This is a genomic window from Candidatus Gracilibacteria bacterium (genome assembly GCA_041660965.1).
Lineage (GTDB): Bacteria > Patescibacteriota > Gracilibacteria > BD1-5 > JAGOOR01 > JAGOOR01.
In genome coordinates this window covers 1-13,888 of the sequence record JBAZVH010000001.1, presented here as the reverse complement: position 1 = coordinate 13,888, position 13,888 = coordinate 1, and the positions used below count along the sequence as shown (strand labels likewise).

Here is a 13,888-nt window from a genome sequence, read left to right as displayed (position 1 = left end):
AAAGAGCCCCTTATGTCTTTTGTCCATCTTCATCTTCATACCCATTATTCTTTTTTGCAATGACTCTGAAAGCCAGAGGCATTTGTGTCTATGGCAAAAGAGCTTGAAATGCCAGCCCTTGCCATCACAGATAATAATAATCTTCACGGGGCTTTTGAATTTTATCTGCTGTGTAAAAAAAGAGGTATCAAGCCCATCATTTGAGTAGAACTTTTTATCTGTGAACAGTGACAAAACTATCAAGGGAAAGATGCAAAAGTATATAGTATCATACTGCTCGCAAAAAATCTCAAATGATATAAAAATTTGGTTCAACTCGTCACACATGCCTATTTAGATGGCAATCTCAGTGGTCAACCGCGTATTGATTTTCCTCTTTTGGAACAATTTTCTTCTGATATCATCGCTCTTTCTGGAGATATGATGGGCGAGCTGGCTCAACACGTCGTCTCTGGAAAAACAAATGATTTCATTCTTCCAAGAGTTGCTTATTATCAAAAAATATTTTGACCTGATCATTATTACCTCGAAATCGGCGAACATCCTGATCGTGGATCGCAGGGTGGATATAACCAAAGGATCTTGGAACTCTCTCGACTCTCTGGAACGCCCATCGTCGGGACAAATGATGTGCACTATTCACACAGAAATCTCGCAGAAGCTCAAGACTTTCTTTCCTGTATTTGAAGCGGACGTAGAGTAGACGATCCTGATCGCCGTACACTCATCGATGGAAACTATGGACTTCGATCCGCTGAAGAAATGCAAGAGCTCTTTGCTTATGCACCAGAAGCATGTGCAAATACACTCAAAATCGCCGATATGATAGATATCGATATTCCACATTGAAAACCACTCCTCCCCACGTATCGACTCAATGAGAAAGAAACTATTCTTCAGAAAAAATATTTTCAAATGTACGACGAAGATAGAGCGTCCTTGAGTGACCAGGAATGGCTTTTACGTCTTATGTGTTTTCATGGGCTCAATAAGAGATATGATTTTTCTCTCTCGGAGGAAGATGTATTTTCCTGTGTACACAGAGAAATTCATTGAGAAATTCCTGAGCTCACCGATCTTTCCCCTACTGATCTTGCTGAGCTCCCAAAACAATGGAGAAATACGAAAAAAGATACTATTTATACGTGATTATCTGCTTCAGAGAAGATAATTTTTGATCGCCTAGAATATGAGCTCAATGTCGTTCATCTGATGTGATTTGATGGATATTTCGTTATCGTGGCAGATTTTATCGGATGGGCTCGAGAACACAGTATACCAGTGTGACCAGGACGTTGATCGGCCGCAGGATCTATCATTGCCTATCTTTCATGAATTACAAATATTGATCCTCTTCGATATCAGCTTCTCTTTGAACGGTTTCTCAATCCTGCTCGTATTTCAATGCCAGATATCGATATCGATTTCTCTGACGAATGAAGATGACAGGTGATAGAGTATGTGCGACAAAAATATGGAAAAGATCAGGTTGGGCAGATTTGTACATTCGGTACTCTCGCAGCACGAGCAGCTGTAAAAGATGTCGGAAAAGCTCTCGGACTTCCTTTTTCTGAAATGAATGCTTTTTCAAAGCTCATCCCAGCGAGACCGGGTATCACTATCGCAGATGCTATTAAAGAAAATAATGATTTACAAAAAATTATTCAAGAAAGCCCTCTTCACAGCAAGCTCATTTCAAATGCACAAAAACTCGAAGGAACCATTCGACAGCTCGGGGTCCATGCCTGTGCCGTCATCATCGCACCGAGTCCGATAACAGATTTTTGTCCTCTGCAGCATCCTCCAAAAGATACTAACGGTATTGTAACACATTTTTCAGCATACCCGCTCGATAATATGGGTCTTTTGAAGATGGACTTTTTGGGCCTTCGAAATCTCACTATTATCGACAGAGCCCTTCGTATCATAGAGAATAATCATGGGGTTCGTATTGATATGGATCGCCTTAATATGGAAGACCAAAAAGTTTTTGATGTCTTTACTAAGGGTGATACAACTGGTGTTTTCCAGTTTGAATCCGCTGGTATGCGTCGCTATCTCCAAGAACTAGCACCAAATACATTTGAAGATATTATCGTTATGGTCTCGCTGTACCGACCTGGTCCATTGCAATATATCCCGACGTATATCCGCCGAAAACATGGTAAAGAAAAGGTAAAGTATCCCCACAGTTCTCTTGAACAAATCCTCAAATTGACCCAAGGTATCGCTGTCTACCAAGAACAAATTATGCAAATCGTGCAAGCGTTTGCTGGTTTTTCTCTCTGAGAAGCCGATATCCTTCGCCGTGCAATGGGTAAAAAAATTAAGAAATTGATGGATGAACAAAAGGACAAATTTATCGATGCAGCGATGACACAGGGGCACAGCAAAAAACTCGCAGACTATATCTTTACTGACATTATTGAACCATTTGTAGGATATGGTTTCAATAAATCTCATGCTGCTTGTTATGCGATGATTGCCTATCAAACAGCCTATCTCAAAGCTTATTATCCAACAGAATTTTTGACCGCACTGATGGTGTCTGATGAAGATGATACAGAGAGAATTGTACTGGAAATCAATGAGGCAAGGTCCAAGAAAATACAAGTACTGGTCCCAGATGTCAATGAGTCTCGCAAACATTTTACCTATATTAACCGAGATAATATTCGTTTTTGACTGAAGGCAGTGAAATGAGTTTGAGAGGGTCCTATAGAGACTATTCTGCGATGACGAGAGGGGTGAAATTATACGTCTCTTGAGGATTTTATCGAACGGACAGGTGGTGATGTCATCAATAAAAAAACTCTTGATGCTCTGGTAAAAAGTGGAGCATTGGATAGTTTTTGAGAACGTGGACAGCTGCTCATCAATGTCGAAAAAATGTCACTTTTTCTGAAAGAAAGAGAACATAAAAATGCTACAAAACAAATGGATATGTTTAGTCTATGATGAGAGCATCAGGAGCACTCATGACTTATCTTAGCAGAATGTCCTCCTATGTCTTTTGAAAATCGAATCAAAGAAGAACGTTCAGTCATCGGTATGTGCATCTCAGGAAATCCTCTCGATGGACTTACCCGATATATTGAAAAAAAATCTCTCGGCCTCAATTATGTAAAAACTTTTCTGGAAGAATTGAACAATATCGATACGGCGGCTGATCCTCTCATGGCAGAAGAAATCTGAGAGGTCAGTACAGAATCAAATACCCCTGTGATAGAGAACTGAGATTTGGCATGAGATATACAAGATGCACCGACAAAAAAAGAATCAAAAGTGAAACCAATCGTACAAGTGATCGGTTATGTAGATACTATCCGAAAAATCCAGACTAAAAAGGGCGATACTATGCTTATCGTCACGTGCTCGAGTACTGGATGGAATTTTACTGTTGTCGTATTTCCAAAATTTTATGGACTGGTGGCACCGAAAATAGTAGAGTGAGAAATTATCCTCGTCAAATGAAAGCTTTCTCTCAAACCAGAAATGCGAGAAATATCTATCGAGGCAGAACAGGTAAAACGCGCTACCATATCTGGACTCAGAGAAGCGGCACAAATGGAAGGGTTATTCTGAGATGAGAAAAATAAAAATTGAGAAAAGCCCATCCCTATGCCAAAAGCAATTGCACCATCTATTTCTATCTCTTGAAATGAAATAGCTGGGAATAATCAAGATTCTTTCCTAGACGATTTTCTTCTCTTGCAATCACGTTTTGTCTGTGCTCTTGAAGAAGAATGAGTCATCATTAAACTCTCAAAAGAAACTTCTCGTGAGACTTTGTTGACGATAAAAAATCTTTTGGAAACTTTTTCAGAATGAAATACTCCAGTATGGCTCGATATAGGTGGAAAACGTATCTACACAAAGAAAAAAATCACTCTTACTTCTCTTTCTTAAACCACCTATGGCAATCATTCTCGGCATCGATCCATGAACCACAACTGTCGGTTTTGCAGTGATACAAATTGAAAAAAATATACGGACCATTATTACGTATGGTGTCATCCATACCACCCCAAAAGCTCCTCAGAGTCATAAACTTCTCGAGATTGCGACCGATCTCGATAGGATCATACACACACACAAAGTGACACATTGAGCCGTAGAAAAACTCTATTTCTCAACTAATCTCAAAACAGGTATCGATGTGGCTCAAAGTCGCGGTGTCATACTTCTCTCCCTCGCAAAGATGCATATTCCTCTCTATGAATATACTCCCCTACAGATCAAAAAAGCTCTGTGTGGAAATGGAAAAGCTCTGAAATGACAAATCGGACGTGCTGTACAGCTTCTCTTTAAACTCGAAAATATACCAACCCCGGACGATGCAGCAGATGCTCTCGGGATCGCCTATGTTGCTTCTCTTAATCCTGCTGTATTTTGAAATAAGATTCTCTAAAATATGTTTATCGATACCCACTCTCATCTCTTTCTTGGTAAACTCGCAGATGCTATTCCTGAGGCAATTTGACATCTTCAAGAAGCGAATTTTTCCCATAGTATCCAGATTGGAACCAGTATTGATGCTTCACGTACCTGTATTGAACTCGCAAAAATATACCCAATCATTCGAGCTACCATCTGAATTCATCCCTGTGAAGCCCAAAATATAAGTGAAGAAAAGATATCAGAGTATACTATGGAATTAGAAAAAATGCTTCTCTCAGAAGAAAGAAAATACATTGTAGGAATAGGAGAAATAGGATTTGACGAATATCATCTTTCAAAAGATTTTATCGAAGCTGAACATCAAAAATTGCGTCAAAAATTATGGTTTGCAGCACAAGCAGAGCTTGCGCTCAAATATGATATACCGGTCGTGATTCATACGAGAAACTGCCCAGATAAAACTCTAGAAGAACTGAAGAATTCAGGACTGAAAAAATTTGTTATTCATTGTTTTAGTGAGGATTGGAATTTTGCTCAGAAGATTTTTATTATTTCTGAGGAAGCAAAAATCAGTTTCACAGGTATTCTGACCTATCCGCAGTCAATTGAAGTTCAGGAAGTAGCAAAAAAATGCCCTCTTGAGAAAATTATGATAGAAACCGATGCTCCTTATCTGATTCCCCAGCAGATGAAATGAATCGCAAAATATTGTGAACCAATGTTTACTCGATATGTTTTTGAAACTCTTTGTTCTTTTCGAACTGAAGAAAAGGAGGTTATTGAATCAACCCTTTGGGATAATTCAGTCAAATTTTTTGGTCTCTAAAATTTCTTATTTTTCAGCACAAAATGGAGTAGTAAACTCATTGCTATCATGGCAAGAGACAGAATATGTCAGAGCGTCATCCAGTCACCAAAGATATATCCGATCTGTAAGTCTGGGTCACGAAAAAATTCTGCGATAAACCGGACTGTTCCGTATCCACCGAGAAACCAGACACCGAGCTCTCCAGGATATCGGATATGATTTCTTTTCCAATACAATGCACCTCAGAGGAGTACCCCTTCTCAGAGTGCTTCTAGGAGCGGTGTTGGAAAATAAGAGACACCTTGCACCATTTTTGCAAACCATCCAGTATATCCTGCCAATCATAAAAGCTCTCCATTAATATAATTTCAGATTCTTCCAAAAAAGAGCCCTATCGGCACAATCCACACGAGTTGATCAGAAAGTTTTAAAAAAGGTATATGCATTCTACAGGCAGCATAATACCAGGCAAGAATAACTCCGAGTGCTCACCCATGAAATGACATACCTCATCTCCACGGCATCAATATCTCCAATAAATGATCTCGATAATAAGGAAAATTATAAAAAAACACATACCCCAATCTTCCTCACAGAAGAACTCCTATGAGTGTGTATAATAAGAGAATATCAATATTTTTTTCTGATATTTTTTGTTTTCGCAAAATCAAGAAGAAAATATAAAAACTCAGAGCATACATAAGCCCATACCAAGTAGGAGCTAGAGTAAATAATCAAATATTGAGGGTAAAAATGGGCATAAAATTGTAATACTAATTTTATTTCTATAATCTGCTTGAACACTATGGTAGCTGATTTTCTAAAAAAACAATTCGATATTCTCGCAAAAGAAATAAAAAATACTTTCTCTTGAGAATATGTTTATTTCAAAAATATCTGAAATGCAGGAGATGAGCTTATTTATGCTGGAACAAAAAAATTCTTCTCAGAATATGGAATCCCCTATAAAGATTGCTCTATAAATTTCACAACAAAAAATAAGGAGTTTATAAATAAGTTATTGGTCATATGAGGTCTTTTGCGATGTTTTTTGTATAGACTAAATTCGCCATATATTATCTATTGAGGAGGAGGTGGGTTTTGTTCATATTACTGACATTCATTCAAGTTCATGCGTTTTTTTTATCTCTTAAGATTTAAGGTAATTATTCTCCCCTCCTCTTATCCAGTAACCCCCTTATTTCAATCCAAATTCCAATATTGGTCACGAGATGAATACGAAAGTCTCTCTCGGCTACAAGTGAAGAGATTTTGTCATGATATGGGAATATACTATTTTTTATGAGAAGAGATAGGTAGCGAACAGGGTGAGAGGAAGATATTGTTTTCTATGAGAACAGACCTAGAGAGTCTTCATCGAATACCAATTCAAAAAAATAATCAAGACATCTCTCTATTAGTGGACAGACATGACGATTTTATCAAACACATAGACCAATATTCTACTATATATACAGATAGGCTTCATATTGCTATTGCTGGAACTATGATGAACAAAGAAATATATTTGTATCCAAACGCATACTTTAAAAATAAAGCCATTTATAAGACTTCGCTTCACTACTTTAAAAATTGTCATTTTCTTTCTAACTCGTAAAAATTAGTTTTCACGTCTGGGAAAGAGAGAGTTTATGCCGTTCAATATACCTTTCAAGCGCTACAGCTGACTCTTCTGATGGATCTATGATTTTACAGACTGGAAAGAGTTTTTGAAGATGTCTTTGAAGATATGGATAGTGTGTACATCAGAGGACAATTCCTTCTTTAGGATGATACTGTGAAAAATATTTTTGTATAAGGTTTTCCCAGTCATCGGAAACACAATTCCATTCACCTTCATTATAGAATTGAAGAATCTTTTGAAAATCTTCCTGTGAATGACATTTTTGGACTGGAAGTAGCGACTCTATTTCTTTCACAAGATATCAAGAAAGGGCTATTTCTTCAATTTCTACTGATTCATCAAGTATTCCTACTCTATCACGATAGGTCCGAGAATTCACGGTTTGTTGTGTTGCAAATACAGTGACTTTCTTTAGTCCAAGTTCAATCACTTTTTCTGCACCTGGTATTGTCACTCAAAGGATTCTTTTATCTGGGAATACTTCAGTTTGTAGCTTCCGTAATGTCCATGCAGAAGCGGTATTGCAAGCTAAGATCACAATCGTCGCACCAGCATCAAAGAGTTTTTGGACACCTGCTGTAGTGAATGTCTGAATTTCCTCGGGACTTTTTGCACCATAAGGGCAATTATCATAATCGCCAAAATAGATATATGAATATTTTGGACATCTTGCTCGCATAGCGGCCAAAAACGTCAACCCACCAGATCATGAGTCAAAGATACCTATCATACATTTTTTTCTTTACGAAACAAGATCATAAAACGACGAATTTCTGTAAAATTAAGAGTCAGAAAAAGAAGAGCATACCCGAGTGAAATCAACATAACCCCTCAAAAAAGTTGCATTCTTCCAGAAAAAAATGCTTCTAAATGTACGAAGAGAAGTCCTCATGAAAAAATGCCAATTCCAATCACATTTTTCAAAAATCCTGCCCATCGAAAACTTCCCGTGTATGCTCTCACCTCACGGAATGCAAGGAACCAGATAAATATCCAACCGATTCCAGAAGCGAGCGCTGATCACACAAGACCAAATACTTTTAAAAATATATAATTTGTAATCAGGTTGACTCATAAGGCACTCAAAAGAATAAACATCTTTGTACGTGGGCGTCCTATAGCGCTCAATATCTGAAAATCAATTTGTAATAAAAAATCAAAAATAAGAAAAGGGCTCGAGTAAAGAAGAATTTTCCCAGAAAGAGCATATTGTGGTCCAAACAATACTTCTGTAAATTCATCGCCAAATATCATAAAGAAACTCGTCATAAAAATAGCCGCAATGGCAAAAAACTCATAACAAAATGTATGAATTTTTCTTACCTTCTCTCTATCTCATTTTTTTATCAAATCGGTAAACACAGGAAATAGGAAATATACGCCTGGTAATAATAATACAAATGGTATCCTGATAATGGAAAGATAGATATTGTATATACCCGCCTGTGTTGTCCCGAGCATCACGGTAATCATCTGCATATCGACCTGGCTCAATAGGGTACCTACATTTGCTGAAAGCATCACAAAAATAGCATATCGAAAAATACGCATAAAATCTATTTTTCAAAAGAGCCATCCGTGTCGCAAAAAATAAGTATTATACTTTTTATAGACTAAAAGAAGTGCCAAGAGTACACCCCCGAGAGCAGCAATATTGTATGCCCAGGCATATCGAATAATAGTTGCTCAAGTGCTCACAGAGATGACGATGATGATGATAATCTGAAGTAAGTTGCGAATAAAGTCTATAAATTTTTGGAGTTTCGTATCTTGGACAGCCTGAAAAAACATACTCACTGAACGGAAAATATTATCCAAGAAAAAGAAAAGAATAAATATATGAAGTAATGGTGCTGCTAGAGGGGCTTCGAAATAATATCTTGCTAAAAAATCAGCTCCAAAAAACAGAATAATCGCCAATATGCTCGATGACAGAATCTGTGTTACGAGTGCAATAGAAAAGGTTTGTGTGATATTGTGTTTTTCTTTTTTATCTATATGTTCCGGGAGGAAAAAATTGAGACTCTCAGCCATACCAAAATCATTATAGGCCCCGAGCATGATCACAAAACTCATAACTGCCGAAAATACCCCATAATCCTCACTTGAAACCGATCCTGTCATAGCTATTTTCCCAATGTATGCCAAAGGAGCTATCAAAAAAGAAAAGAAATAAATCCAGAGATTTTTCTTGAGTAAATTAGAGAAGTAGTGGTGATTGGACATCGTAGATTAGACTTTCATGATTTCTTCTTCCTTTATTTTGACGATGTCATCGATCTTTTTATTTGCTTCCGTGATATATTTCTGGAGATCTTCCTCATATCACTTGATGATATCTTCAGACAGGACTTTGTCTGTCTTGGCTTTCTGGATCTCCTTATGAAAATCACTACGAATACTACGGATGGCCACCTTTGCATCTTCCGCCATAGTGCTCGCTATTTTTACGAGATTACGACGATTTTCCTCAGTCATCATCGGTACGATGATGAGGATGTTATCCCCCCTATCCTGAGGATTGAGTCCGATATTTGCCACAGTGATGCCTCGCGAAATATCAGCATTGGTTGACCGATCAAATGGAACTATTGAAAGTGTTCTCTGATCTACCACAGAGACTGTGGCTACATTCTTAATAGGCATAGTACTGCCATAGACCTGGACCAATATATCTTCTATAAGTTCTGGTTTTGCACGACCTGCCTGAAGTTTGGAATATTCAGACTTAAGATGTTCAATTGATTTAGTCAAAAGAGTAGAAAGTGTGGAAAGCATAGAAAAAATTAACAAATAAAGCTCGTTCATTATAGTAAAAAACGCATTCTTCCAAATTTTTCTTCCAAAAAAAATCAATCTCACTATACTATGCAAATCTAATATACCAACTGGATAATAGTAACAGTCATCCGCCTAGGCGGATAGGAAGGATTATTTTTTATTTACGTACCAAAGCGCATACACACTTACGAACAAAAACCCAAACACTCAATACGCTCTTTTTTTATGCCCTCTCTATTTATTGACACACTCTCAGCTCCTGCCTCTATTTGCCTTTTTGATGAATCTCGAAATATCATAGATACTCTTTCGTGGTCATGAAAACATGTCGAGTTTGATACCACGATAGAATCAATCGATCTCCTCTTAAAACGCCACAATCTCTCCTATTCAGAATTACAATCTATCGTATGTCTCGTATGACCAGGTGGTTTTACTGGTATTCGTGTGACGACACTCATTGCAAATACTCTGTGATATAGCTTTAAGATACCACTTTATTCTGTCACTGTAGATGATTTTTTTCGTTTTCAGGACGCCCCTACCCCATGGATACTCCCTCTTACAAAAACTGAAGTTCTCACTTGGGATACTCCCAAAAATACAAGACCAGACATTAAAAAAATAGATACTTTACATGATATTTCACAGTATAGCTCAAATCAAGAATCTTCTCTTTTACAAGAGAGCATCCCCTACAAGCAAGCTAATAATTATTCATTATTCCTGCAAAATATTCCTCTTCGGGATCCCGTTACAATATTGCACCCTCTCTATGCTCGTGATCCAAATATTTTGAGGAGGAAATAGAATTGTAATTTTCGTCAAATATTATAAAATATCTCTATGGAAGAAAAAAATCCCTTTGATGACATAAAATGAGGACATGGCTGCATCCTCTCCGATCTCGAAACATGAGAAATACCTCTTTTGCTCATAAGAAAACATTGGATCGTTCTTTTGGAGATATTTACATTGGTTGTGATAATGGCGTGACTCTGTATATGTATCATTTTATTTGGCCAGTTTTGAAATCTCGATCCGCTTTTTACATGGCTCACAGCTATTGGCGTAGGTATGGTGGGTCTTCAATATATCTTCGTCCAATGGACCAATAATGAGTTCGATATTTTTATTATCACCAATAAACGAATTATAGAATACGAACAGGTGAAACTCCTGAATCGAAAAATGTCACAAGCCAGTATCGATCAAGTACAAGAAGTGAGAGCATCAACAAACGGATTTTTTGGCAATGTACTTCGTTATGGTAATATGATAGTAAAAACTGCCGGTGATGCCTCCGATTTTCAGCTCACAACGATTCCTAAAGCACTCGAAACGTCTCGCATTATCCATACTTTGATAGACGAATACCGTCATAATCTCAGTGGTCCTACAAAATAATATGCCTGACATCAAACTACACGAAAGCTGGAAATGAGCACTCAAAGAAGAGTTTGAAAAACCCTATTTTCAGAAACTTTCACAATTTGTAAAAGATGAAATATTGGCTGGAAAGACTCTCTATCCTCATCCAAAGAATATTTTTGCAGCACTCGACCAGACACCATTTGATGCTGTCAAAGTCATCATACTCGGGCAAGACCCCTACCATGGTCCTGGGCAAGCACATGGGCTCTCTTTTTCCGTGCAAGAATGAGTCAGAAATCCCCCATCCCTTGCAAACATATTTAAGGAAATCGAAGATGAAAGAAAAAACTGATCTCTGCCCCCCTGTCAAGTGGGAATTAAGGGAGGTTCGGTATCGAATGGTGACCTTACTCGATGGGCACATCAAGGTGTTTTACTCCTGAATACGACTCTGACAGTCAGAGCCGGTCAGCCGATGTCTCATGCAGGAAAATGATGGGAAAATTTTACTGATGCTATCATCCAGACACTTTCGAAGGAACGAGAATTTTTGGTATTCCTCCTGTGGGGAAGTCATGCACAAAAAAAACGCTCACTCATAGATACAAAAAAACACATCATCCTCGAGGCACCGCACCCTTCTCCCCTCTCTTCATATCGTGGATTTTTCGGTTGCAAGCATTTTTCTCAAACCAATGCTTTGCTCCGTGAACATGGAATGAAGGAAATTGAGTGGTAAAAATTCATTTGCACCACTGAAAAAAACCATACAATGGGCACATAGTGATTTAAAAAAGTCTCTCAATGGCACTTCCGCTCGAAAAACTCTTCTGATCAAACTGTCGAAAAAAACTCCTGGAAAAATTTTTCTTGGAGCATACTTTCAATCCCAAAAAGGATTTCTTTATCCGTGAACTGTGTCGCGATATCGATGAACAGATCAATTCTGTCCGACGTGAGCTCGAAAATCTCGAAAATCTCGGCATTCTCAAATCTCGCAAAGAAGATAACACAAAGCATTATTCTCTCAACCTCCAGTGTGCTATACTGCCAGATCTTCAGATGATATTTGGTAAAACATTTGATGCCATCGGAAAACTCAATGATTTTTTCAAAGGGAAACACAATCTCAGTCTCCTTATCGTCGGATGAGGCATCGAGGATATGACTCGAGAATCTACCAACAATCTCATAGATATACTTATTATTGGCGAGGTTGATAAAGAAAACTTTGGCCTTTTCCTCTCCAAGCACTTTTTTGGGAGAAAGATAAAATATGCTGTTATCACGGAAAAAGAATTTAAGGAACGTATGAAATATGGCGATAAACTTATTTCCCGTATTCTCACACAACAAGGAAATATCATCCTCAAAGACTCTCTATGACTCAAAGAAGTATCAAAATAGTCTAAAAGGATAACAATATTATGTCTTTTATCCCCCTAGGAGAAAACATCATAGAGAAGAAAATATGTCCTGTCTTAGGCAGAGAGTTTATTGTTACTGACAAGGACCTGGAGTTTTATGATAAAGTTTCTCCAGTATTTGCCGGTCAAAAATATCTCATACCCACTCCAACACTCTGTCCGGACGAGAGACAGAAAAGAAGATTAGTATTTCGCAATGAAAGGAACCTCTATAAAAGAAAATGCGATTTCTCTGGAAAAGAAATTATCTCAATCTACTCTCCAGACAAACCATGTCTTGTGTATGATCAAAAAATATGGTGGGGTGATGACTGGTCTCCGATAGACTATGGGAGAAATTTTGATTTTGAAACACCATTTTTCAGTCAATTTCAAGCACTACAACACGCAGTGCCTCGTGTTAATCTCTTTGCAAAGAACTGTGAAAATGCTGAGTTCACAAACCATACAGACCATATCAAAAATTCATATCTTTGCATCGATACCGCCGATTCAGAGAATATCTCTTATTCAAAGTGGGTTATAAGTTGCAAGGACTGTATCGATTGCTACCAGATTAAAGAGTGCCAATTTTGTTACGAATGCCAATTTTGTGTAAATACTCACGGTAGTTCTTTTTGTTTCCTATGCGATGATTCTTCTGAATGTCTCTTTTCATATAGGCTCCAAAATTGTAAAAACTGTATGTTTTGCACACATCTGAGAAATAAACAGTATTGTATTTTTAATGAACAACTCAGCAAAGAAGAATACGAAAAAAAGAAAGTAACACTTGAGATGAAGAATACTTCACAACTCAAAAAAATCAAAGAAATTTTTCAAAACTTTAAGCAAAAATCTGTCGTAGAGAATCTTATTATTGATCAGTCAGAAAATGCTTTCTGAGATTTTATACACCATTCCAAGAATGCCTTTAATTGTTTTGAGATGTTAGAGAGTGAAAATGTGCGGTATTGTTATGAAGATATAGAAATAAAAGATAGCTATGATGTTTATGAGTCTGGATTTGAGAGCGAACAACAATATGAATGTCATGCGAGCAACAGAGTAAAATTTTCATCTTTTTGTTCCCTTGGCTATGATAATTCATTTCTCCTCTATACCGAGCTTTGTAATAACTCTCAGCATTGCTTTGGAAGCATTGGGCTGAGAAGAAAAGACCACTGCATCCTCAACACCCCCTACTCTGTCCAAGAATATGAGACGCTCTGTGGAAAGATCATCGATCATATGAGAAGTACAGGAGAATGGTGAGAATTCTTTCCTCATAAACTCTCTCCTTTCTGATACAATGAAACAGTGGCACAAGAATACTTTCCTATGACAGAGGAGGAGGTGAGAGCAAAAGGATGGAACTGGCATACAGAAGAAGAGAAGGTATTTGAGTGAAGTGTTTATCATCCTCTTCCCATCTCTCAGTATGATGAGAGAATTGTAGGTTTTGAAACAGCA

12 protein-coding genes are annotated in these 13,888 nt (G+C 37.6%); 8 read left to right on the top strand and 4 right to left on the bottom strand.

The genetic code is table 25. The annotated features are described in order from the left end of the window. Positions 1-12 precede the first annotated feature (12 nt). Genes dnaE through WC753_00050 form a run of 3 tightly spaced genes read left to right on the top strand, consistent with a single transcriptional unit; the run spans position 13 to position 5,227 of the window. A complete protein-coding gene (gene dnaE, locus WC753_00060) occupies positions 13-3,909 on the top strand; it encodes a DNA polymerase III subunit alpha (GenBank protein ID MFA6079865.1) in 3,897 nt (1,298 codons plus the stop codon). Positions 3,910-3,916: 7 nt separating this feature from the next. Further along, on the top strand, positions 3,917-4,411 hold the full coding sequence (gene ruvC / locus WC753_00055) for a crossover junction endodeoxyribonuclease RuvC (protein ID MFA6079864.1): 495 nt from the start codon (positions 3,917-3,919) through the stop codon (positions 4,409-4,411). Between the two features lie 3 nt (positions 4,412-4,414). Continuing rightward, the gene (locus WC753_00050) at positions 4,415-5,227 is read left to right on the top strand and encodes a TatD family hydrolase (protein MFA6079863.1); all 813 of its coding nucleotides are present in this window, start codon (positions 4,415-4,417) and stop codon (positions 5,225-5,227) included. Here the strand turns inward: WC753_00050 and lgt are convergent. The 4 genes from lgt to frr form a co-directional block, all read right to left on the bottom strand. After that, entirely contained in the window at positions 5,224-5,970 is a 747-nt protein-coding gene (gene lgt / locus WC753_00045) for a prolipoprotein diacylglyceryl transferase (GenBank protein ID MFA6079862.1), read from the bottom strand. The genes WC753_00050 and lgt overlap by 4 nt on opposite strands. Before the next feature lie 846 nt (positions 5,971-6,816). Then, positions 6,817-7,584: an aspartate/glutamate racemase family protein gene (locus WC753_00040; protein ID MFA6079861.1), complete on the bottom strand. Its 768-nt coding sequence runs from the start codon at positions 7,582-7,584 to the stop codon at positions 6,817-6,819. Further along, complete coding sequence (locus WC753_00035; protein MFA6079860.1) at positions 7,578-9,080, bottom strand: oligosaccharide flippase family protein; 1,503 nt, start codon at positions 9,078-9,080, stop codon at positions 7,578-7,580. The genes WC753_00040 and WC753_00035 overlap by 7 nt, the downstream gene beginning before the upstream one ends. 6 nt (positions 9,081-9,086) lie before the next feature. Further along, complete coding sequence (gene frr / locus WC753_00030; GenBank protein MFA6079859.1) at positions 9,087-9,632, bottom strand: ribosome recycling factor; 546 nt, start codon at positions 9,630-9,632, stop codon at positions 9,087-9,089. Positions 9,633-9,860: 228 nt separating this feature from the next. On the opposite strand from frr, the gene WC753_00025 reads away from it, so the two are divergent. The 5 genes from WC753_00025 to WC753_00005 all read left to right on the top strand — a co-directional run. Further along, positions 9,861-10,445: a hypothetical protein gene (locus WC753_00025; protein ID MFA6079858.1), complete on the top strand. Its 585-nt coding sequence runs from the start codon at positions 9,861-9,863 to the stop codon at positions 10,443-10,445. A 36-nt stretch (positions 10,446-10,481) separates the two neighbouring features. Further along, positions 10,482-11,042: a hypothetical protein gene (locus tag WC753_00020; GenBank protein ID MFA6079857.1), complete on the top strand. Its 561-nt coding sequence runs from the start codon at positions 10,482-10,484 to the stop codon at positions 11,040-11,042. A gap of 1 nt (position 11,043) precedes the next feature. After that, positions 11,044-11,748, top strand: a complete 705-nt coding sequence (ung, locus tag WC753_00015; GenBank protein MFA6079856.1) for a uracil-DNA glycosylase — start codon at positions 11,044-11,046, stop codon at positions 11,746-11,748. Between the two features lie 65 nt (positions 11,749-11,813). Beyond that, positions 11,814-12,416, top strand: a complete 603-nt coding sequence (locus WC753_00010; GenBank protein MFA6079855.1) for a hypothetical protein — start codon at positions 11,814-11,816, stop codon at positions 12,414-12,416. Positions 12,417-12,436: 20 nt separating this feature from the next. Continuing rightward, positions 12,437-13,888 (top strand): hypothetical protein (locus WC753_00005; protein MFA6079854.1); only part of this gene is annotated, 1,452 nt, incomplete at its 3' end.